Source organism: Alkalibacillus aidingensis (assembly GCF_014595945.1).
GTDB lineage: Bacteria > Bacillota > Bacilli > Bacillales > Alkalibacillaceae > Alkalibacillus > Alkalibacillus aidingensis.
This window is the reverse complement of sequence record NZ_JABXWU010000001.1, coordinates 696,459-717,562: the sequence shown is the minus strand read 5'-3', so window position 1 is coordinate 717,562 and position 21,104 is coordinate 696,459. Positions and strand designations below refer to the sequence as shown.

Genomic DNA, 21,104 nt, shown 5'->3' with positions numbered 1-21,104 from the left:
GGTTGAAAAGGTGAATATGAAAAGACAAATTAATTTCAGGCAATTACGTAAGAACCCAATTGTTTTATTTGTAGTAATTTTCCTATCTTTATGGTTGTTAATCCCATTATTTTCAGTTAAAAACTTCTCAGAAGCATCTACGAACATTCTTCAAGACTGGATGAATGATGTCGATGGTGCTTCTTTTTCTTATTTAATGACAATTGACCAACCAATTATGGATGGTGTTTTAGACGAACAAGAGGAGCCTTTAACATTTGCTAGTGTCATTTTGCCATCGATTACGAGTCTTCCTTATCAGGATCTTCGCATGTTATTTGGACATGAACTACCTAACTTTCCGGGGAAGGATAGCACCATTGCCATTGCCGGTAGTGGAACCAATGTATTTACCGCTTCGGTTGAATCGGCTCCCCCAGAGTATATTTTTGAAGAAGAAGAGCCGGAAGAGGAAGTTGAAGAACCGAAACCCGAGGATAATGATTATTCTGATGAATCGATATTTATCTTTAACTCACATAATAGGGAATCTTTTTTACCTTATATGGAGGATGGAACCACAGCAAACGAAGCGTTTAGTAATGAAAATAACGTCGTTGATTTGAGCTTTACGATACAGGACTTACTTGCTAGTTATGGTATTGAATCGCATGTTGACCAGACTGATCATTACCAGTTGCTTCAACAAAATGATTTAACCTATGGGGATTCATATGATATGGCAAGAAATGTTGTCGAAGAAGTTGCAGCTAATCAAGATGATGTTAAGTATTTTATTGACATCCACCGTGATGCACAACCACATCACATAACAACAACTGAGATTGATGGTGAATCTGTTGCAAAGTTAATGTTCGTTATCGGAGGTAAGCATGAAAACCACGAGGAGAATTTACAACTTGCTGCTAAACTTCACCAGAAGCTAGAAGAAAAATATCCTACCATCAGTCGTGGGGTTGAGGTTAAAGAAGGGCCTGGAACAAATGGTGTGTTTAATCAGGATTTATCAGATAATATGCTTCTCCTTGAAGTAGGTGGAGTTGATAATACCTATGAGGAAATGAATAGAAGTCTGGAAATATTTGCTGAGGTGTTCAGCGAACTATATTTTGAAGAACAAGGCGCGGTTAATCAATAGAAAGGAGATTGGATATGAGGTTGATTGGGTGGTTAGTTGTTATATTTATTGTCTTTCAAATGGGTGTCCAATTTGGTCAAGGTAATGACGAATCAGAAACACCTGTTATCGAGAAAGAAGAGCAAATTGAAGCAGAAATCGAAGAAAAAACTAAAAATCAGGACTCAGACTCCTTTCTAGAGCGTCACGAAGAAGTGATTGCATCTTCAGATGAGGTTCAAGAGGGGCAACAGACAGGTCTATTTTCTGTTGCCTCAGTCCTAGAGTCATATGTCAAACAAATATTCACGTTCTTATTTCATATTTTTTATCGACTTGCAGATACCTTTGGAATCTAAAAAGTTGTCTTTGAATATATTCCAATGACTTAAGAAGTAACTTCATCAATCAGTGTAAATATGACTGTGCTAATATTAATGTAATTGAATAATATTGTTTCTATTGCTATAATCGAGATTATCGAGTTGACGTGATAACAGGAGTGATGAATCTTGACAAACCATAGACAGAAAAATATTCGTAATTTCTCGATTATAGCTCATATCGATCACGGGAAGTCAACCTTGGCTGATCGAATTCTTGAGAAGACTAAAGCACTAACTCAAAGAGAAATGAAAGAACAATTTTTAGACGCAATGGATTTAGAGCGTGAAAGAGGTATAACCATCAAGCTAAATTCAGTGCAGTTAGAGTATGAAGCGAACGATGGAGAGGACTATACGCTCCATTTAATTGATACACCTGGGCATGTCGACTTTACATATGAAGTCTCCCGTAGTTTGGCTGCTTGCGAAGGAGCCATATTAGTAGTGGATGCCGCTCAAGGTATTGAAGCACAAACGTTGGCGAATGTATATTTAGCGCTTGATAATGACCTCGAAATTATCCCAGTCATCAATAAAATTGACCTGCCAAGCGCTGATGTTGACCGTGTTAAAAAAGAGATCGAAGACGTCATCGGAATTGATGCAGAAGACGCTGTTCTTGCATCAGCTAAAGATGGTGTCGGCATTGATGAAATCTTAGAGAGAATTGTCTCTGATATTCCTGCACCCACAGGAGATGTTGAGGAGCCGACTAAAGCATTGATTTTTGATTCGTTATATGATTCCTATCGTGGGGTTATTGCTTACATTTGTGTGAAGGAAGGTTCATTAAAAATCGGTGATAAAATCAAGATGATGCAAACCGATAAGGAATTTGAAATTAATGAACTAGGCGTATTCACCCCAAATCCTGTTGCTAAAGATGAGTTATCAGTGGGAGATGTAGGTTTCCTAACTGCTTCTATAAAAAATGTAAAAGATACAAAAGTCGGGGATACCATTACTCTTGCTAATAATCCTGCGCCACAGCCTTTACCTGGCTACCGACGAATGAATCCGATGGTTTATTGTGGTTTGTTCCCTGTCAGTGCAGATGACTACAACGATTTACGTGAAGCACTAGAGCGTTTAGAATTAAATGACTCTTCATTACAGTATGAGGCAGAAACATCACAGGCGTTAGGCTTTGGATTCCGTTGTGGCTTTTTAGGATTACTTCATATGGAGATTATCCAAGAACGGATTGAGCGTGAATTTGATATTCAACTAATCACAACCGCTCCAAGCGTTATATACGAAGTAGAATTAAACGATGGTGAAACAATTGAGATTGAAAACCCATCTTTAATGCCAGACCGTCAGCAAATTAAAGAAGTACGTGAGCCATTTGTGACAGCCTCTATTATGGTGCCGAATGACTACGTCGGTCCGGTGATGGAAATTTGCCAAAAAAAACGCGGTCAATATTCGGATATGCAATATATGGATGAAAACAGAGTTAACATTGTTTATGATATTCCATTGTCAGAAATCGTCTATGATTTCTTTGATCAATTGAAATCACACACAAAAGGTTACGCTTCTTTTGACTACGAACTGAAAGGGTATAGTCCTTCAGATCTAGTAAAAATGGATATCTTACTAAATGGAGAAACCATTGATGCGTTGTCTTTTATCGTGCATAGAGATTTTGCCTTTCATCGAGGAAAACAAATAGCGGAGAAGTTAAAAAAATTAATTCCACGTCAACAATTTGAAGTGCCGGTACAGGCTGCAATTGGTAACAAAGTCATTGCTCGATCAACAATTAAGGCGATGCGTAAAAATGTCCTTTCCAAATGTTATGGTGGTGACGTTTCCCGTAAGCGTAAGTTACTAGAGAAACAAAAAGAAGGTAAACAACGAATGAAGATGGTTGGGAAAGTAGAAGTACCTCAAGAAGCCTTCATGTCAGTATTAGAAATGGATGATGATCAGAAATAAAAGGTCGGCCGGCATAGGTCTGGCCTTTTGTTTATGATTAATTATGATTTTAAGAGAGTGGGGAAGAAGATGAATGTCACGGCTGTTTATATACACATACCTTTTTGCCATGAGATATGTCACTATTGCGATTTTGCTAAAATGTACTATCACGAAGCAATCGCCGATCAATATTTAGAGTCCCTAAACCAAGAAATGGGGATGTATGTCGAAAATAAACCCATTGCGGTTAGAACCGTATACATTGGTGGGGGCACTCCAACTAGCCTAAACCCTAAGCAGCTTGAACGGTTACTGGAAACCATTTCAACATACATTAATATTGATCAAGTTGAAGAGTTTACAATTGAAGCTAACCCAGGAGAGTTTGTAGAGGATCATGTAAAAGTGATGAAAGCTTATGGAATCAATCGTGTTTCCTTGGGGGTACAAGTATTAGACAACGATTATTTAAAACAACTTAACCGTCACCATACGGTAGAAGATGTTAATCAATCAGTTAAACTTCTACAGGAGTATGACTTAACTAATATTAGTATGGATTTTATCTATTCTTTGCCTGGACAGACGTTAGACCATTTTAAAAACACCTTAAAACAAGCGATCGCTTATGGTCTGCCTCATTATTCTTCGTATGCTTTACAAATCGAACCCAAAACCGTTTTCTATATGCGCTATCAAAAGGGGCAATTGCATAAGCCAGTTGAAGAAGTAGAAGCGAAAATGTTTACAACGTTAATAGATGTAATGGAGGAAAACGGGTTAAGTCATTATGAAATAAGTAACTTTGCTAAACCGGGTTTTGAAAGTCAGCATAACTTAACTTATTGGGCTAATGTGCCATACTATGCCTTTGGTGCCGGGGCTCATGGTTACTTAGATGGATATCGCTATGTCAATTTACGACCAGTTAATCACTATAATGATCGAGTGATTAAGGGAGAAAAACCGATTTTACATCAGGAACAAGTCACTTTGAAAGAAAAAGTTGAAGAGGAACTGTTCTTAGGGCTTAGACGCAGAAGTGGCGTATCTAATTGTCATTTTCAAGAGAAATTTGGTTTTTCTATGTATGAAATTTATCAAGACACGATTGATTATTTACTTAAAAAAGACTGGGTATATGTGAAAGAAGATACTGTTGCTATGACTCGTAACGGTATGATGTTTGGGAATGAAGTCTTCTCAGAATTTCTAATTGATGATCATATATGGGAATCAAAGTTGTCAATTGACAGTCATAAAGGAGTTTGATAATTTATATATAGAATTAGCACTCGATGTGATTGAGTGCTAACAGGGGTGATATGGATGTTGACAGAACGACAATCTTTGATTTTACAAGTGATTGTAGATGAGTTCATCGAAACGGCTCAGCCGATTGGCTCACGTAACATTGCTAAAAAGAAGCAGATCACTTATAGTCCAGCGACCATTAGAAATGATATGGCTGACTTAGAAGATTCTGGTTACTTAAGTAAAACCCATAGTTCCTCGGGGAGAATTCCTTCTGAAAAAGGGTATCGTTTTTATGTGGACCATATTATGTCACCACTTAAATTATCACAAGAGGAAGTCTCTATAATCAAAGGTCAATTTGATGAGCGAATGATCGAGCTTGAAAAAGTGATGCAGAATTCAGCTCATATATTATCTGAGTTAACTAAATACACAACATTAGTATTAGGCCCAGAGGTTTATGAAACAAAACTTAAACAAATACAAATTGTACCAATTAATAAGCAATCAGCTATTGCTATTTTAGTAACTGATACAGGACATGTTGAACATCGTTCGTTCGCGATTCCATCCAATGTTGACCAATCAGATTTAGAGAAAGTCGTTAATATACTGAATGAAAAATTGGTTGGAGTTCCAATTATTTATTTAGATCAGATGATTGAAAGTGAAGTAGTCGATTTAATAAATCGTTACACATCAAATTTTGAACAATCATACCGTATACTCCAACAAGCTTTATTTGGTTCACAATCATCAAGTTTGTATGTGAGTGGTAAATCGAATATTTTAATGCAACCAGAATTTAGCGATATTGAAAAGGCTAGATCTTTATTCAATATGATGGAAAGTGAAGAACAAATCGCCCCTATATTAAAAGCAAATAAACAAGGACTAAATATTTCAATTGGTCATGAGAATCAGGTTGAGGCTATGAATAATTGCACATTAATTACCGCCACCTACAATATGGGAGAAGATCAGGTCGGGACGATTGCCCTACTAGGACCTACGAGAATGGAATATGCAAAAGCAGTCTCCCTGTTAGATTTATGGTCAAGTTACATGAGTCAATCCTTAGATTCTTGGTTTAACGAAGGATAAATCGGGAATCCTTGTAGTGGTTGACGTTCGTAATGTTTTCGATTGACTTGGCAATTAACATTTGCCAAGTTTTCTTAAGGTTTTTTATTTTGTTTTTAGGTTAAAAATGGTATATTAAACAATTGGATTAAGTGATTCGCTACACTAGGAGGTGACAGAAATGGATGAAAAAGTGAACAGTCAAGAAGGTATTGAACCACAAGAAGAGCAACAAGATGAAGAAAAGATTGATGAAACTAATGTAGTTGTCAATGAAGATATTGATACAGAGGAACAAGTTTTTGACGAAGATCAGCGGGACGACGAAGTTACTCGGCTTAAAGAAGAGAACGCGCAGCTCAATGAAAAGATAGCTCGTCTTCAAGCAGACTTTGATAACTTTCGTAAACGTACAAAGAAGGAAAAAGAGAAAGACTTAAAATATAAGGCACAAGACCTAGCTACCGATTTGATTCCTGTTATCGATAATTTTGAACGTGCGCTTCAAGTTGAAGTAAAAGATGAAGCGACTAAATCTTTTGCTGAAGGAATCCAAATGGTTTATGACCAGCTCAAACAGGCATTAGAACAAAATGATATTGTTGAGATTGAGGCAGAAGGTGAACAATTTGATCCACAAAAGCACCAAGCTGTTATGCAAGCTCAAGAAGAAGGATATGAATCTAATCAAGTTATTCAAGTGATGCAAAAAGGTTATCAACTAAAAGATCGCGTTATACGCCCTGCAATGGTTAAAGTTAATGAATAAGATATCTATTAAGTGATTAATAAAGGAGGAAGATTGACATGAGTAAAATCATTGGTATTGATTTAGGTACAACTAACTCTTGTGTTGCTGTGATGGAAGGTGGGGAATCTAAAGTCATTCCTAACCCTGAGGGAAATCGTACAACTCCTTCAGTTGTTTCATTCAAAAACGGTGAACGTCAAGTAGGTGAGGTTGCTAAACGTCAAGCAATCACAAACCCAAATACGATCCAATCTATTAAACGACATATGGGTACAGACTATAAAGTCGAAATAGAGGGTAAAGAGTATACTCCTCAAGAAGTATCAGCAATTATTTTACAACATATCAAATCATATGCGGAAGATTACTTAGGTGAAGAAGTATCTAAAGCAGTTATTACGGTTCCTGCATACTTTAATGACGCAGAACGTCAAGCGACTAAAGATGCTGGTAAAATCGCTGGCTTAGAAGTAGAGCGTATTATTAACGAACCAACTGCAGCTGCTTTAGCTTACGGTATTGACCAAGATCAAGATCAAACAGTACTAGTATACGACCTTGGTGGAGGTACGTTTGACGTATCGATTTTAGATATTGGAGACGGTACGTTTGAAGTAGTGGCAACAGCTGGTGATAATAAACTTGGTGGTGATGACTTTGACCAAGTGATTATTGACCATATGGTAGCAGAATTCAAAAAAGAAAATGGAATTGACCTTTCACAAGATAAAATGGCCCTTCAGCGCTTAAAAGAGGCGGCTGAGAAAGCTAAGAAAGATTTATCAGGTGTGGCACAAACACAAATTTCGCTTCCATTCATTACAGCTGGAGATGCAGGTCCATTACACCTTGAAATGAACCTTACTCGTGCTAAATTTGAAGAGTTAGCTAGTGAATTAGTAGAGCGCACAATGGGACCAACTCGTCGTGCTCTAAAAGATGCTGATATGTCTGCATCAGATATTGATCAGGCTATTCTCGTTGGTGGTTCTACACGTATTCCAGCTGTGCAAGAAGCAATCCAAAAGGAAATTGGAAAAGAACCATCTAAAGGGGTTAACCCTGATGAGGTTGTTGCTCTTGGTGCTGCAATCCAAGGTGGTGTCTTACAAGGTGATGTCAAGGATGTTGTCCTATTAGATGTTACACCTTTATCATTAGGTATAGAAACAATGGGGGGCGTATTTACGAAGTTAATCGAACGTAATACAACCATCCCAACTAGTGAGTCACAAGTATTCTCAACTGCTGCAGATAATCAGCCTTCTGTTGATATTCACGTCTTGCAAGGTGAACGTGAAATGGCTGCAGATAATAAGACACTAGGTCGTTTCCAACTAACTGATATTCCACCTGCACCTCGAGGTGTACCACAAATCGAAGTTAAGTTTGACATTGATGCAAACGGTATTGTGAATGTAAGTGCAAAAGACCTAGGTACGAATAAAGAACAATCTATTACCATTAAATCTTCTTCAGGTCTATCAGAAGAAGAAGTAGAAGAAATGGTTAAACAGGCAGAAGAAAACGCTGAAGAAGATAAGAAACGTCGTGAAGAAGTTGAACTTCGCAATGAAGCAGACCAACTAATCTTTACAACAGATAAGACAATCAAGGACCTTGGTGAAAATGTAACTGAAGATGAAAAGCAAAAAGCAGAAGCAGCTAAGGATGAGCTTCAAAAAGCTCTAGAAGGTGAAGATATCGAGGATATTAAAGCTAAGAAAGAAGCTTTAGAACAAGAAGTTCAAAACTTATCTGTTAAAATGTATGAACAAGCACAACAACAAGCTCAGCAAGCCCAAGAACAAGGTGAGGCCCAAGCTGATGACAATGTTGTAGATGCTGAATATGAAGAAGTAAACGAAGACGACAAGAAGTAAAAAGACAATTCAACTAAAAGTCAAAGTCAAGGGCTGATATTCTTGGCTTTGGCTTTTTTAACGAATACCATCTATTACACTAGGATTGCAGAATCAATCTTTAAAATGTTATGATTAACTTTATGCGAGAAGATACGGGAGTGTGGTCTTCAATTGAGTAAACGAGATTATTATGAAGTGCTGGGTGTGTCTAAAGATGCATCTAAAGATGAAATTAAAAAAGCATATCGTAAATTAGCGAGAAAGTATCATCCTGATGTTAGTGATGACCCAAATGCTTCTGAAAAATTTAAAGAAGCTAAGGAAGCTTATGAGACATTAAGTAACGAGCAGAAAAGACAGCAATATGATCGTTTCGGTCATGCAGGTGCTCAGCAAGGTCAAGGCTTTGGTGGTGGTGCTGAAGGCTTTGGTGACTTTGGAGATATATTTGATATGTTCTTCGGTGGTGGGGGTAGACGAGACCCTAATGCACCGAGACAAGGTCAAGATCTACAATATACGATGGAAATAGAATTTGAAGAAGCCATCTTCGGCAAAGATACAACCATTCATATCCCAAAAGAGGAAAAGTGTGATACGTGTGATGGTTCAGGTGCTAAACCAGGTGCAAAAGTGACTACTTGTTCGCACTGTAATGGCTCAGGTCAACTAAATGTTGAACAAAATACTCCGTTTGGGCGTGTCGTTAACCGAAGAGTATGTAACCATTGTTCTGGTACAGGTCAATTTATTGAGGATAAGTGTACGACGTGTGGTGGAGCAGGTAAAGTTAAAAAACGCAAGAAAATTGATATTAATATTCCAGGTGGTATTGAAGATGGCCAGCAAATTCGAGTTTCTGGACAAGGTGGACCAGGTGTAAATGGTGGACCTCCTGGGGATTTATATGTCGTCGTTCGAGTGAAGAGACACGAATTCTTTGAGCGTGACGGTGACGATATTCTTTGTGAAATTCCGATTACATTTACACAAGCAGCTTTAGGTGATGAGTTAGAGGTACCAACAGTGCATGGTCGTGTGAAACTTAAAATACCTGCCGGAACACAAACAGGTACGCATTTTAGACTAAAAGGAAAAGGTGCACCGAATGTTCATGGTTACGGTCAAGGAGATCAGCATATTCTAGTAAAGGTAATCGTACCTAAGAACTTAAATGACCGTCAAAAAGAGCTGTTAAGAGAGTTCCACGAATTAAGTGGTGAAGATACCTTGGATGAGCAGCAAGATAGTTTATTTAAAAGAATGAAACGTGCATTCAAGGGAGAATAAATGATTAAAGTGAGTTGATGGTACGTGAAATGGTCTGAAATAAAAATTCATACGACTAATGAAGCGATTGAACCTATTTCTAATATTCTGCACGAGTCTGGCGCAAGTGGTGTAGTGATTGAGGATAGGCAAGATCTATATCAAGAAAGGGTTCCTTTATATGGGACTATCTATGAATTAGATCCAGATAATTATCCAGAAGAAGGCGTCTATATTAAAGCTTATTTACCAATTAATAGTTTTTTAGGTGAAACAGTCGATGAAATTAAAGAGTCTATAAATAACCTAGTTAAATTTGATATAGATATTGGGAAGAATAATGTCACCATTTCTGAAGTTAATGAGGAAGAGTGGGCAACCGCTTGGAAAAAATACTACAAACCGGTTAAGATCTCCGAGAAGATTACGATTATTCCTACTTGGGAAGACTATGATCCCGTTAATAGTGATGAGTTAATCATTGAATTAGACCCGGGTATGGCCTTTGGAACAGGAACTCATCCAACAACGGTTTTAAGTCTTCAGGCATTAGAAAGGTATGTTAAAGATGGGGATGTCGTATTAGACGTTGGCTCAGGTTCTGGAGTATTAACGATTGCATCGGCTCTTCTAGGAGCTAAAGAGGTCCATGCCTTTGACCTAGATGAAATTGCTGTTAAAAGTACGACGATTAATGTAAAGTTAAATGGTGTTCAAGATGTAGTATCAGCTAAACAAAATGATTTGCTAAAAGGTGTTGATCAACAAGCTGACATTGTTGTTTCTAACATCCTAGCTGAAATTATTGTACAGTTCACAAGTGATGCTTATGATTCGATTAAACCAGGAGGATATTTGATTACCTCAGGCATTATTAAAGGTAAAAAAGAACTGGTAAAAGATGATTTAATTAAGCATGGGTTTGAAATCCTGGAGATTAACCAGATGGAAGATTGGATTTCGATCATTGCTCAGAAACCTGAACAAAGAGGTTAGAATGATGCAAAGATATTTTATTTCGGCAGAAGAACAATGGGATTTTAATCGTCAAAAAATACTGCTGAATGGTAATGACTACCATCATATTGTCAATGTTATGCGTATGCAATCTTCAGACCAAGTCATTTGTTGTCATCCTAGTCGACATAGTTACTTGGCTCAAATCATCGATATTGATGAATTGGGGAAGCAAGTGGAGTGTAAAATTGTCTCAGAGCTTGATGAACAAAGTGAGTTGCCAATCGATGTAACGATTGCCCATGGTTTACCTAAAGGTGATAAACTTGATTTAATTGTTCAAAAGAGTACGGAGTTAGGCATGCGTGAATTAATCCCGTTAAAAATGGATCGTTCTATTGTGAAATGGGATGCTAAAAAAGAAAGTAAAAAGGTAGAAAGACTTAGAAAAATTGCAAAAGAAGCTAGTGAACAGTCACATAGACAATCGATTCCACAGATTACATCATCAAAATCGATTAAGGATGTGCTAGAAGAGTCAACTTTTGATGAAGTCATTGTCGCTAGTGAATATGAAGCGAAAGTTGATAAAAAACACCACTCGACATTTATCGATGTTTTAAGTAATCTAAAATTAGGTGCAAGGCTTTTAGTCATTGTTGGACCTGAGGGTGGTATCTCTGATGAGGAGATTGAAATATTTAACCAGTATGAATGTAAGCCGATAAGGTTAGGTCCTCGGATTCTAAGAAGTGAGACAGCACCACTTTATATTTTATCTGCAATATCTTTTTATTTTGAAGAATGGAGGTGAATAGCATGACAACTGTTGCATTTCATACCTTAGGTTGTAAGGTTAATCATTATGAAACTGAAGCTATTTGGCAATTCTTTAAAGAAAATGACTATGAGCGTGTGGATTTTGATCAGCGTTCAGACGTATATGTCATCAATACTTGTACTGTGACGAATACTGGTGATAAGAAAAGTCGCCAAGTGATTAGACGGGCTATTCGAAAAAATCCTGATGCGGTCATTTGTGTAACAGGATGCTATGCACAGACATCCCCTGGTGAGATTATGGAAATTCCAGGTGTCGATGTTGTCGTTGGGACTCAAGATCGACGAAAAATGCTTGAGTACATAGAACAATATCAACAAGAACGTCAACCGATTAATGGGGTTTCTAACATTATGAAGACGCGGGTCTTTGAAGAGATGGATGTTCCTTCATTCACTGATCGTACGCGTGCTTCGTTAAAGATACAGGAAGGCTGTAACAATTTCTGTACCTTCTGTATTATTCCTTGGGCTAGGGGGCTGATGCGCTCACGACCACCAGAAGAAGTGGTTAAACAAGCCCAACAGCTAGTTGATGCGGGTTATAAGGAAGTTGTTTTAACAGGTATCCATACTGGTGGCTATGGTGAAGATTTGAAAGATTACAATTTAGCTGCATTACTACGTGATTTAGATGAGAAAGTTGAAGGCTTAAAACGAATTCGTATCTCATCGATTGAAGCTAGTCAGATTACTGATGAAGTAATTGACGTTCTTAACAAGTCTGATAAGGTAGTACGACACTTGCACATCCCTTTACAAGCAGGTTCTGATACTGTCCTTAAGCGAATGAGACGTAAATATACGATGGAGTTTTATCGTGGTCGAATTGAGAAAGTGAAACAGGCATTACCTGGATTAGCCATCACTTCTGATGTTATTGTCGGGTTTCCCGGTGAAACAGAAGAGGAATTTATGGAAACCTATCGCTCAATTCAAGAAATCGGTTACTCTGAGTTACACGTATTTCCTTATTCAATGCGCACGGGAACACCAGCAGCTCGAATGAAGGACCAAGTTGATGATGACGTTAAAAATGATCGAGTGCACCGCTTAATTGAACTTTCTAATCAGCAAGCAAAGGAATATGCTTCACAATATGAAGGTGAGGTTTTAGAGGTTATTCCTGAAGCACCCTTTAAGGAAAAACCGGATAGTGGATTATATGAAGGTTATTCAGACAATTACTTGAAGGTAGTTTTTGAATGTCCTGAGGAATATGTCGGCCAAATCGTCCGTGTCAAAATGACTAAGGCGGGGTATCCTTATAATGAAGGGCAATTCGTTCGCGTAATGAATGACACAGAGGCTGCTCAAAAATCAATACTGTCCTCATAAGTTAGTAAATTTGATGAAGTATGTGTATTAACTCACTTTCTGGTTGTATTCAGTGCTATATTATTCTGCTTACGCTAACGGTGATTTTTCAACGAATATAAGATCATATAAGATTGATAAATAACCTTACTAGCGTAGCGTATTTCCGTAGCGCATTAAAAGCAATACTAACTATTGTATTAAAGTTACTGTACATCAAACTGTTTTATGTCACACGAACCATCTATAAACTAGTTTTTAAGACAAAGGAGAGTTTTAAATGGATAATCAAATTGCAAGCATGATTGATCACACACAACTTAAACCTGAAACACAAGTAGAGAAGATTAACCAAATCTGCAAAGAAGCGAAGGAAAATCAATTTGCTTCTGTTTGTGTTAACCCGACTTGGGTAGCCCACTGTCACGAACTATTAAAGGACACTGAGGTAAAAGTTTGTACAGTTATCGGTTTTCCTTTAGGTGCAACCACACCTGAAACTAAAGCTTTTGAGACCAAACAGGCAATTGAAAACGGTGCAACAGAGGTTGATATGGTTATTAATATTGGTTCATTAAAAGATGGTCATTATGAAGAGGTTCAAAACGATATTGAAGCTGTTGTTAACGAAGCTAAAGGTCAAGCTCTTGTAAAAGTTATTATTGAAACCTCACTGTTAACTAAAGATGAAAAAGTTAAAGCATGTGAAATCTCCAAACGTGCAGGTGCTGATTATGTAAAAACTTCTACTGGTTTCTCTGGTGGAGGTGCCACAGTTGAAGATATTCGCTTGATGCGAACAACTGTAGGCCCAGAAATGGGTGTGAAAGCTTCTGGTGGTGTTAGAAGCCTAGAAGATACAAAAGCAATGATTGAAGCAGGTGCAACTCGTATTGGAGCATCTTCTGGTGTTGAAATTGTTAAAGGTGAGACTTCTACTTCCGATTATTAATAATTTAGGGATTGAGTTCATGATGAGCTCAATCCCTTTTTATTTTTGTGAACCATTGTGACAAAATGGCTGAATGGTTTTAGTAAGATAAGGAAGATGACACCAATTAATACATTGTATAGAATTGAAACATAGACAATTTGTTGTTCAGGATTAGTCGTTAACCATGCCGCTATATTGATCACAGGTTCTCTAAGGATACTAGGAAAAGCAATGATTGCACCCAAAACATTAATCCAAATATGAGAATAAGCTGTTATTTTTCCATAAAATGGCTGACTGATAGATACAATTAAGATGGTAAGGCATGTCCCAATATTGGCACCTAATAGTAAGTAATAAGTATGTGCCAGAGGAATGATTCCCTCGTGAGAAAAACTCATTAATATCCCTGTGACAGTAGTTGATGATTGAATAATCGCAGTTAAAGCAAATCCTAAAAACAATAACTGTAATGTGGACTGTTGTTCACCACCTATTAATTCTTCGATTCGTGTGGTTGGTACAACACTAGCGAGATTTTCAAGGCCGTGTAAGGCTGTAAAAATAACGCCCAGGCCAAATAATATGACACCGGTTGAAAACCATAAATAATGATTTAAAGGAATTAATATTAAAAAAACCCCAACTAATAAACAAAACCACATAAGCTCCAAGTTATTCCACACAAAAAGTTGAGCTGTAAAGGTTGTCCCAATATTGGCCCCAATAATAAAACTAATCGTAAACCGTAGCGAACGATTTACTGATGCCATAAATGTAATTAATAATGCAATTGAAGCAGAGCTACTTTGAAGTAATGCTGTTAGGATTAATCCTGCTACAAAGCCATTCATCGGTGATAGTTTAGGAGTGAATTGTTTGATATGTGTATAGGTTAATGTTTGGAATCCGATTCGCATTAAAACAATACCAAAAATAAATATTCCAATGTAAATAAAAATGAGTAACGATAATGTATACATAATTAACACCTCATTTCATTGTATGTTAACAATAACAAGTCATTCTAAAAGATTGACCTAATGACAAATGTTTAATATAATAAGCAATGATGTGTGATATGATACACATATTGATTTATGCGTTTTATTTGGAGGGAGGGTAGAGCATGTCAAATTCAACTCGCGTTAGAAAGAATGAGTCTATTGAGGATGCTCTTCGACGCTTTAGACGTTCGGTTTCTAAGAACGGTACATTATCTGAGTACCGTAAACGTGAATTCTACGAAAAGCCGAGCGAACGTCGTAAGAAGAAGTCAGAAGCTGCAAGAAAGCGTAGAAAGTAGTAAAAGAGGGTGTAATTTTTAATGGCTTTGCTTGATCGTTTAAACGAAGATATGAAACAAGCTATGAGAAACAAGGAAAAAGATAAGCTTAATGTTATTCGTATGATTAAGTCTTCATTACAAAATGAGGCAATCAAGAAAAGGGATGGAGAGCTGACTGAAGAAGAAGAGCTTCAAGTCCTGACTCGTGAAGTAAAGCAAAGGAAAGACTCCCTCCAAGAGTTCAAGAGTGCTAATCGAGAAGATTTAGTCGAAAAAACAGAGCAGGAATTAGCTCTTATTGAAGGATATTTGCCAGAGCAATTGTCTGATGAAGAATTGCAACAAGTTATTGATGAAACGATTCAAGAGATTGGAGCAACTTCAAAACAAGAGATGGGCCAAGTGATGAGTGCTGTTATGCCTAAGGTTAAAGGAAAGGCTGACGGATCTAAAGTCAATCAAATGGTTCTTAAACAATTGCAATAAAATCAGAAAGATAGGTGCTAGGCACTTTTATAGTGAATTTGTGTAGAAGTTCTCTACACCAGTTCATTATGTGAGTTGCTTAGTACCTATTTTTTGTTATATTGTTGTTAGAATAATAAAAAATTAATTAGTTTTGTCGTATAATAATAATAAGCATCTTTATATAGAAATAAAAAGCCAATTTTGATAGAGAAAGGAGGGAGTAGATGAACAAGAGAATATACTTATTATTGACATTTTTATTAGCTTTTATGTGGTTAAATCATGCAACTATTCATTCTGATAATGATGCGTCGACACCGGTCGTTTATGTCGTTCCAGTCGAGGATGAAGTTGAGCGTGGACTTGTTGCTTTTATGGAGAGAAGTATTCGTGAAGCTGAAGAAAACTTTGCTGATTATATTATTTTTGAAATTGACACACCTGGTGGTCGGGTCGATTCTGCCAATGAAATTGCCGGTTTACTTAACAATTTAACGATTCCAAGTGTTTCCTACGTCAAAAGTCAAGCACTATCGGCAGGCTCCTATATCGCTCTGATGACAGATGAAATTTATATGGGGACAGGTGCTACGATGGGGGCATCGGGAGTCATAACAGGTGATGGGAACGCTGCTGATTCCAAAGCACAATCTGCATGGGTATCTGCAATGGTTGCAGCAGCTGAGCGTAATGACCGTGACCCGATTTATGCACGTGCGATGGCAGATGATTCGATTGATCTTTCGGAATACGGTGCTGGACCAGACAGCTTTTTAACTTTGTCACCTTCACAAGCTTATGAAGTAGGTTATGCTGAAGGGGTGGTTAACAGTCGAGATGAAGTCCTAGAGCAATTGGGTGTGGAGAATCCTCAGATTGTTGAAACTAGCCCAACATTCTCAGAAAATATTGCTCGCTTTGTCACAAGTCCAGTTGTTATTCCGATTTTACTATCGGTTGCAAGTATTGGGTTAATTGTTGAATTATACTCGCCTGGCTTCGGAATTCCTGGTATTATGGGAGTATCTTCTTTATTATTATTTTTCTATGGACATCTGATTGCTGGCTTTGCGGGATATGAATCGATGATACTACTATTAGTTGGGTTAATCTGTATTATACTAGAGATATTTTTCCCAAGTGGTATTCTTGGTGTGATTGGTGGAGGTGCCATATTGGGAGCGATGGTCATATCTGGAGCAGATATGGGTCATATGGCCTTCAGTATTGGAATCTCACTTTTAGTCGCGATTATATTGGCTATTATTCTTTTCCGAAAACTAGACACAAATAGAGGTATATTTAAATTATTAGTACTTAGAGATCAGACGAGTACTGAATTAGGTTATGTTTCTAACGAGAACCGAACAGATCTAATCGGAAAACGAGGTAAAGCACTGACATTTTTAAGGCCATCTGGTGCGGCAGTATTTGATAATGAAAGGTTAGATGTGGTTTCTGAAGGGGCTTTTATTAACCGAGACCAACCAGTAGAAATTGTTAAAGTGGAAGGTTCTCGAATTGTCGTTCGAGAAGTTCACGATAAAGAATAAACATTTAGGAGGAGATTTATAATGGAATTAGCAGAACTGTTTCCACTCATTATTGTTGCAGTACTGATCATTGCTATTGCGATCTTATTCACCTTTGTTCCAGTCATGCTATGGATCAGCGCTTTAGCAGCAGGTGTTAGAATTGGAATTTTCACGTTAGTAGGTATGCGACTACGCCGAGTTGTTCCTAAAATGGTGATTAACCCTCTTATTAAGGCTCATAAAGCAGGGTTAGCAGTCAATACGAACCAACTTGAGAGCCACTATTTAGCAGGGGGGAATGTTGACCGTGTCGTCAATGCTTTAATTGCAGCTCAACGCGCAAACATCGAGTTAAGTTTTGAACGATGTGCTGCAATCGACTTAGCTGGTCGTGATGTATTAGAAGCGGTGCAGATGAGTGTTAATCCTAAAGTGATTGAAACACCGTTTATCGCAGGTGTTGCTATGGATGGTATTGAAGTTAAGGCCAAAGCGAGAATTACTGTACGTGCAAACATTGACCGTTTAGTCGGTGGTGCAGGAGAAGATACTGTTATTGCTCGTGTTGGTGAGGGTATTGTTAGTACAATAGGTTCTTCTGAAAACCATAATAAAGTGTTAGAAAATCCTGATACGATTTCACAAAACGTATTATCTAAAGGATTAGATGCAGGTACAGCTTTTGAGATCCTGTCAATTGATATTGCTGATATTGATATTGGTAAGAACATTGGTGCGATCTTACAAACAGACCAAGCTGAAGCAGATAAGAATATTGCACAAGCTAAGGCTGAAGAACGTCGCGCAATGGCGGTGGCTCGTGAACAAGAGAATATTGCCAAAGTTCAAGAAATGCAGGCTAAAGTTGTCGAAGCAGAGGCACAAGTACCACAAGCTTTAGCTGAAGCACTACGTAGTGGTAATATGGGTGTTATGGATTACGTTAACTACAAAAACGTCCTCGCTGATACAGACATGCGTGAGATGATTGGTAAGTTAAGCAAACACGAAAATGATGAACAAGATGATAAAAAGTAATCTCCCACACTAAGGAGAGTCGATAGACATGGGTGGACTTTTTGAACTGATTGCAGGTAACATATTTATATTGATAGCCTTAGTTGTTGGGTTACTCAGCTTATTTCAAAAAGATCAAAATTCCGATCAACGAAACGAGGGCCCTGTCTTTGGTGAACGCATTCCCAAGCGACCAACACCAGAAACTATACAAGAAACAAGAAGAAACGTTGAAGACAAAGCTCAACAGAAAATGGATGAAATCTCCACTAAAGCAGCGAGTGAATGGTATGAGGCGATGGAAGATTCGAAAGAACGTCTTAAAGAAAGTTCTACTGAAGCTAAAGACTCAATTCAAAATGAAGCTATTGGTGGAATGGATGCTATTAAAGGTGGATCGTTAGTGGATGATGATCGTTCATCAATTTCACGGATTTCCGTTCATCAAAATATTACCCGGAGAAGAATTGTTGAAAGTATTGTCATGAGTGAAGTATTAGGTAAGCCAAAAGCTAAGCGTCAAAAGTCAATATAAATTGAATTGAAACACAGGATGTAGTATACATCCTGTGTTTTTTTCATACATTGATGATGATAGGGGGTAACGATATGAAATATATCCCAAGGAAAGTGAATCGTTTACTTGATCGTTATGGAATGTTACCAAAAGATATTATTTATGATTATCCTCGGATAACAACGGTTGGGAACATACATTTATACATAGAAAACCATAGAGGGTTATTAAATTTTGAAGAGCATGAAATTGTTGTTAAACAAGACCAAGGAACGATTGTAATTAAAGGAAACCAAATGGTGATTAAAAGTTTACTGTCAGAAGAGATTGTCATCGAAGGAACGATTGATCAAGTTTTATGGCAAAAATAGCCTAAGTATGGGAGAGGGGGGATTAATATTAAGAAGCACTTGTCTTTTAAAGGCGTAGTTGATGTAGTAATTAAGAGTGGACAAGTAGAAGCTTTTCTAAATGAATTAGTTGATGAAGGAGTGTCATTACACAGTGTCACACGTATTGATGAAAATACCATTGAGGTAAAGGTTAATTATGCAGCCATTCCACTGATGAAATCAAAAAGAAAAAAATATAAGTGTCAATTGAAATTCAAAAATAGAGAGGGGCTCCCTTTTTTATATAGCCAACGAAAGAAATGGTTACCCATTATGTTAAGTGTCATAATCGCTTTTCTTTTTACTTTTATTTTATCTAATATTGTCTGGAATGTCACCGTTGAAGGTGGGTCCCCTGAGGCTCGATATGAAGTTGATGAAATGCTAGGTGATTTAGGATTAAAACAAGGTAATTGGGTGCAAAATATGAAGGACATCAGTACAATTGAAAGGGAGATTATGAATAACATTGAGGAAATATCCTATGTGGGAATTAACCGCAATGGTACTTCCTATCACGTTTTGATCGAAGAATCTGAAAAAATGGAAGAAAATACACAAAGAGCTCCATCGGATTTGATAGCCAGCAAATCTGGTACGATTGAATCGATGTTTGTGATCAATGGTCAACCTTTAGTTCAAATAGACGATTTTGTTCAAAAAGGGGACAAGTTGGTAACTGGCATTTTGGATCTGAAAAATGAAGCCTTTACCTACTCAGAAGGTGAAGTTATGGCAGAAGTCTGGTATGAGTTAGATGTTACGGTCGACCTTTCACAGTACATGTTGTCATTAGTACCGGATACAAAAAATCGGTACTCGGTCTCATTATTTGACCGATTTGAATGGCTATTTAGTCGAACAGAGGGAAGACGTCTTTTAGCAAAAGATGAGAAACCCCTTTATTTCTTACATTGGGAGTTACCGATTTCAATTAATAAGCATTATTTTTATGAAGAGACTGAAGAAGTCATGGAAACAGATATTGAACAACATATGGAAATGATCATTGATGACCAAATAAAACGACAATTAGGACAATCTGTTGAAGTCATATATCAAAAAGTTTTGCACGAAGAACGGGACAGTGATAAAGTTAAATTAGAAATGTTTGTCAAAGTTTTAGAAGATATTGGCGAGGAACAATTGCTTTCAGAAGAAGATATGAACCCTGAAGAAGATGAAGAAGAAAATACCGACCAAGGAGACTGATTTATGCAAGCAGGAAGCAAAACGATTGACCTACATCTTGAAGATCACAATGATACGTTGAACTTATTTGGAACTAATGACCGACATATTAAACAGATTGAAGAATTTGTACCCGTATCCATCATTACCCGTGGTGGACAAATTAAAATAGAAGGTAAGAACCATGATGATGTTGAAATGGTTCATGAACTGTTACAAAAAGTTCTTAAAGTGATAAAAAAAGGGATTACTGTTACTGAGCGTGATGTAATTTATGGTATCGAACTAGCTCGAACAGGCAAGCTCGAACAGTTTGAGACGTTGTTTGAAGATGAGATTACTAAAAATCAAAACGGCAAGCCTATTCGTGTTAAAACATTAGGACAACGTGATTATGTTTCAGCGATGAAGGCGAATGATTTAGTATTTGGAATAGGTCCAGCCGGGACGGGTAAGACCTATTTAGCAGTTGTGATGGCTGCCAAAGCACTCCGGAATGGTGAAGTTAAACGCTTAATCTTAACAAGACCGGCAGTAGAGGCTGGAGAAAGCTTAGGTTTTTTACCAGGTGACCTAAAAGAGAAGGTGGATCCGTACTTACGTCCACTTTATGATGCTTTACATGATGTGATTGGTACCGAGCACACTGCTCGCTTGATGGAGAGAGGAACCATTGAGATTGCTCCTTTAGCCTACATGCGTGGTCGTACTTTAGATGATGCCTTTGTTATACTTGATGAGGCACAGAATACGACGCCAGAACAGATTAAAATGTTTTTAACGCGACTAGGCTTCGGATCAAAGATGATTATTACAGGCGATATAACACAAATAGATTTGCCTAAAGGTGTGACATCTGGGTTGAAGGTTGCTGAAGATAAATTGAGCAATCTTAAAGGAATTTCGTTTAATTACTTAAAAGGCTCCGATGTCGTTAGACACCCACTTGTACAAAGAATTATTGAGGCTTATGATCAGTAACATTGTAAAGTAG

General features: G+C 37.5%; 21 protein-coding genes. 20 read left to right on the top strand and 1 reads right to left on the bottom strand.

Annotated features, from left to right (window positions below; all coding sequences use genetic code 11):
- The first annotated feature begins 16 nt into the window (after positions 1 to 16).
- The 12 genes from spoIIP to deoC all read left to right on the top strand — a co-directional run bounded on the left by spoIIP (position 17) and on the right by deoC (position 13,720).
- Positions 17 to 1,138 (top strand): stage II sporulation protein P, encoded by a 1,122-nt coding sequence (spoIIP, locus tag HWQ49_RS03730; RefSeq protein WP_223155032.1) that lies wholly within the window; start codon positions 17 to 19, stop codon positions 1,136 to 1,138.
- A 14-nt stretch (positions 1,139 to 1,152) separates the two neighbouring features.
- Positions 1,153 to 1,476: a hypothetical protein gene (locus HWQ49_RS03725; protein WP_188206211.1), complete on the top strand. Its 324-nt coding sequence runs from the start codon at positions 1,153 to 1,155 to the stop codon at positions 1,474 to 1,476.
- 153 nt (positions 1,477 to 1,629) lie between these two features.
- Positions 1,630 to 3,447 carry a translation elongation factor 4 gene (lepA, locus tag HWQ49_RS03720; protein WP_188206210.1) on the top strand — a complete coding sequence of 606 codons (1,818 nt, stop codon included), beginning with the start codon at positions 1,630 to 1,632 and terminating at the stop codon, positions 3,445 to 3,447.
- Between the two features lie 69 nt (positions 3,448 to 3,516).
- Complete coding sequence (gene hemW / locus HWQ49_RS03715) at positions 3,517 to 4,701, top strand: radical SAM family heme chaperone HemW (protein ID WP_188206209.1); 1,185 nt, start codon at positions 3,517 to 3,519, stop codon at positions 4,699 to 4,701.
- A 57-nt stretch (positions 4,702 to 4,758) separates the two neighbouring features.
- Positions 4,759 to 5,790 (top strand): heat-inducible transcriptional repressor HrcA, encoded by a 1,032-nt coding sequence (gene hrcA / locus HWQ49_RS03710; RefSeq protein ID WP_188206208.1) that lies wholly within the window; start codon positions 4,759 to 4,761, stop codon positions 5,788 to 5,790.
- Between the two features lie 160 nt (positions 5,791 to 5,950).
- Positions 5,951 to 6,538: a nucleotide exchange factor GrpE gene (grpE, locus tag HWQ49_RS03705; RefSeq protein ID WP_188206207.1), complete on the top strand. Its 588-nt coding sequence runs from the start codon at positions 5,951 to 5,953 to the stop codon at positions 6,536 to 6,538.
- Positions 6,539 to 6,576: 38 nt separating this feature from the next.
- On the top strand, positions 6,577 to 8,403 hold the full coding sequence (gene dnaK / locus HWQ49_RS03700; protein ID WP_188206206.1) for a molecular chaperone DnaK: 1,827 nt from the start codon (positions 6,577 to 6,579) through the stop codon (positions 8,401 to 8,403).
- 153 nt (positions 8,404 to 8,556) lie between these two features.
- The gene (gene dnaJ / locus HWQ49_RS03695) at positions 8,557 to 9,675 is read left to right on the top strand and encodes a molecular chaperone DnaJ (RefSeq protein WP_188206205.1); all 1,119 of its coding nucleotides are present in this window, start codon (positions 8,557 to 8,559) and stop codon (positions 9,673 to 9,675) included.
- A 24-nt stretch (positions 9,676 to 9,699) separates the two neighbouring features.
- Positions 9,700 to 10,650: a 50S ribosomal protein L11 methyltransferase gene (prmA, locus tag HWQ49_RS03690; RefSeq protein ID WP_188206204.1), complete on the top strand. Its 951-nt coding sequence runs from the start codon at positions 9,700 to 9,702 to the stop codon at positions 10,648 to 10,650.
- 4 nt (positions 10,651 to 10,654) lie between these two features.
- Positions 10,655 to 11,425 carry a 16S rRNA (uracil(1498)-N(3))-methyltransferase gene (locus HWQ49_RS03685; protein WP_188206203.1) on the top strand — a complete coding sequence of 257 codons (771 nt, stop codon included), beginning with the start codon at positions 10,655 to 10,657 and terminating at the stop codon, positions 11,423 to 11,425.
- 5 nt (positions 11,426 to 11,430) lie between these two features.
- Positions 11,431 to 12,789: a tRNA (N(6)-L-threonylcarbamoyladenosine(37)-C(2))-methylthiotransferase MtaB gene (gene mtaB / locus HWQ49_RS03680; RefSeq protein WP_188206202.1), complete on the top strand. Its 1,359-nt coding sequence runs from the start codon at positions 11,431 to 11,433 to the stop codon at positions 12,787 to 12,789.
- Between the two features lie 259 nt (positions 12,790 to 13,048).
- Positions 13,049 to 13,720, top strand: a complete 672-nt coding sequence (gene deoC / locus HWQ49_RS03675; protein ID WP_188206201.1) for a deoxyribose-phosphate aldolase — start codon at positions 13,049 to 13,051, stop codon at positions 13,718 to 13,720.
- Between the two features lie 17 nt (positions 13,721 to 13,737).
- On the opposite strand, the gene HWQ49_RS03670 is transcribed toward deoC, so the two are convergent.
- Positions 13,738 to 14,685 carry a Na/Pi symporter gene (locus tag HWQ49_RS03670; RefSeq protein WP_188206200.1) on the bottom strand — a complete coding sequence of 316 codons (948 nt, stop codon included), beginning with the start codon at positions 14,683 to 14,685 and terminating at the stop codon, positions 13,738 to 13,740.
- Positions 14,686 to 14,831: 146 nt separating this feature from the next.
- Here HWQ49_RS03670 and rpsU point away from each other — a divergent pair, with 146 nt between their 5' ends.
- From rpsU to HWQ49_RS03630, 8 genes are all read left to right on the top strand, one after another.
- The gene (gene rpsU / locus HWQ49_RS03665; protein WP_188206199.1) at positions 14,832 to 15,008 is read left to right on the top strand and encodes a 30S ribosomal protein S21; all 177 of its coding nucleotides are present in this window, start codon (positions 14,832 to 14,834) and stop codon (positions 15,006 to 15,008) included.
- A 21-nt stretch (positions 15,009 to 15,029) separates the two neighbouring features.
- Positions 15,030 to 15,476, top strand: a complete 447-nt coding sequence (locus tag HWQ49_RS03660) for a GatB/YqeY domain-containing protein (protein ID WP_188206198.1) — start codon at positions 15,030 to 15,032, stop codon at positions 15,474 to 15,476.
- A gap of 206 nt (positions 15,477 to 15,682) precedes the next feature.
- Complete coding sequence (locus HWQ49_RS03655) at positions 15,683 to 17,011, top strand: NfeD family protein (RefSeq protein ID WP_188206197.1); 1,329 nt, start codon at positions 15,683 to 15,685, stop codon at positions 17,009 to 17,011.
- Between the two features lie 21 nt (positions 17,012 to 17,032).
- On the top strand, positions 17,033 to 18,031 hold the full coding sequence (gene floA, locus HWQ49_RS03650; protein WP_188206196.1) for a flotillin-like protein FloA: 999 nt from the start codon (positions 17,033 to 17,035) through the stop codon (positions 18,029 to 18,031).
- Between the two features lie 28 nt (positions 18,032 to 18,059).
- Positions 18,060 to 18,545, top strand: a complete 486-nt coding sequence (locus HWQ49_RS03645; RefSeq protein WP_188206195.1) for a hypothetical protein — start codon at positions 18,060 to 18,062, stop codon at positions 18,543 to 18,545.
- Positions 18,546 to 18,619: 74 nt separating this feature from the next.
- A complete protein-coding gene (gene yqfC / locus HWQ49_RS03640; protein WP_188206194.1) occupies positions 18,620 to 18,898 on the top strand; it encodes a sporulation protein YqfC in 279 nt (92 codons plus the stop codon).
- 39 nt (positions 18,899 to 18,937) lie between these two features.
- The gene (gene yqfD, locus HWQ49_RS03635; RefSeq protein ID WP_188206193.1) at positions 18,938 to 20,131 is read left to right on the top strand and encodes a sporulation protein YqfD; all 1,194 of its coding nucleotides are present in this window, start codon (positions 18,938 to 18,940) and stop codon (positions 20,129 to 20,131) included.
- Positions 20,132 to 20,134: 3 nt separating this feature from the next.
- The gene (locus tag HWQ49_RS03630; protein ID WP_188206192.1) at positions 20,135 to 21,091 is read left to right on the top strand and encodes a PhoH family protein; all 957 of its coding nucleotides are present in this window, start codon (positions 20,135 to 20,137) and stop codon (positions 21,089 to 21,091) included.
- Positions 21,092 to 21,104: the final 13 nt, after the last annotated feature.

Excerpts from the sequence above, each read along its gene's own strand:
- spoIIP (WP_223155032.1), top strand. The coding sequence starts at position 17 with ATGAAAAGACAAATTAATTTCAGGCAATTACGTAAGAACCCAATTGTT.
- HWQ49_RS03725 (WP_188206211.1), top strand. The coding sequence starts at position 1,153 with ATGAGGTTGATTGGGTGGTTAGTTGTTATATTTATTGTCTTTCAAATG.
- hemW (WP_188206209.1), top strand. The coding sequence starts at position 3,517 with ATGAATGTCACGGCTGTTTATATACACATACCTTTTTGCCATGAGATA.
- hrcA (WP_188206208.1), top strand. The coding sequence starts at position 4,759 with ATGTTGACAGAACGACAATCTTTGATTTTACAAGTGATTGTAGATGAG.
- grpE (WP_188206207.1), top strand. The coding sequence starts at position 5,951 with ATGGATGAAAAAGTGAACAGTCAAGAAGGTATTGAACCACAAGAAGAG.
- dnaK (WP_188206206.1), top strand. The coding sequence starts at position 6,577 with ATGAGTAAAATCATTGGTATTGATTTAGGTACAACTAACTCTTGTGTT.
- HWQ49_RS03685 (WP_188206203.1), top strand. The coding sequence starts at position 10,655 with ATGCAAAGATATTTTATTTCGGCAGAAGAACAATGGGATTTTAATCGT.
- mtaB (WP_188206202.1), top strand. The coding sequence starts at position 11,431 with ATGACAACTGTTGCATTTCATACCTTAGGTTGTAAGGTTAATCATTAT.
- deoC (WP_188206201.1), top strand. The coding sequence starts at position 13,049 with ATGGATAATCAAATTGCAAGCATGATTGATCACACACAACTTAAACCT.
- HWQ49_RS03670 (WP_188206200.1), bottom strand. The coding sequence starts at position 14,685 with ATGTATACATTATCGTTACTCATTTTTATTTACATTGGAATATTTATT.
- rpsU (WP_188206199.1), top strand. The coding sequence starts at position 14,832 with ATGTCAAATTCAACTCGCGTTAGAAAGAATGAGTCTATTGAGGATGCT.
- HWQ49_RS03660 (WP_188206198.1), top strand. The coding sequence starts at position 15,030 with ATGGCTTTGCTTGATCGTTTAAACGAAGATATGAAACAAGCTATGAGA.
- HWQ49_RS03655 (WP_188206197.1), top strand. The coding sequence starts at position 15,683 with ATGAACAAGAGAATATACTTATTATTGACATTTTTATTAGCTTTTATG.
- floA (WP_188206196.1), top strand. The coding sequence starts at position 17,033 with ATGGAATTAGCAGAACTGTTTCCACTCATTATTGTTGCAGTACTGATC.
- HWQ49_RS03645 (WP_188206195.1), top strand. The coding sequence starts at position 18,060 with ATGGGTGGACTTTTTGAACTGATTGCAGGTAACATATTTATATTGATA.
- yqfC (WP_188206194.1), top strand. The coding sequence starts at position 18,620 with ATGAAATATATCCCAAGGAAAGTGAATCGTTTACTTGATCGTTATGGA.
- HWQ49_RS03630 (WP_188206192.1), top strand. The coding sequence starts at position 20,135 with ATGCAAGCAGGAAGCAAAACGATTGACCTACATCTTGAAGATCACAAT.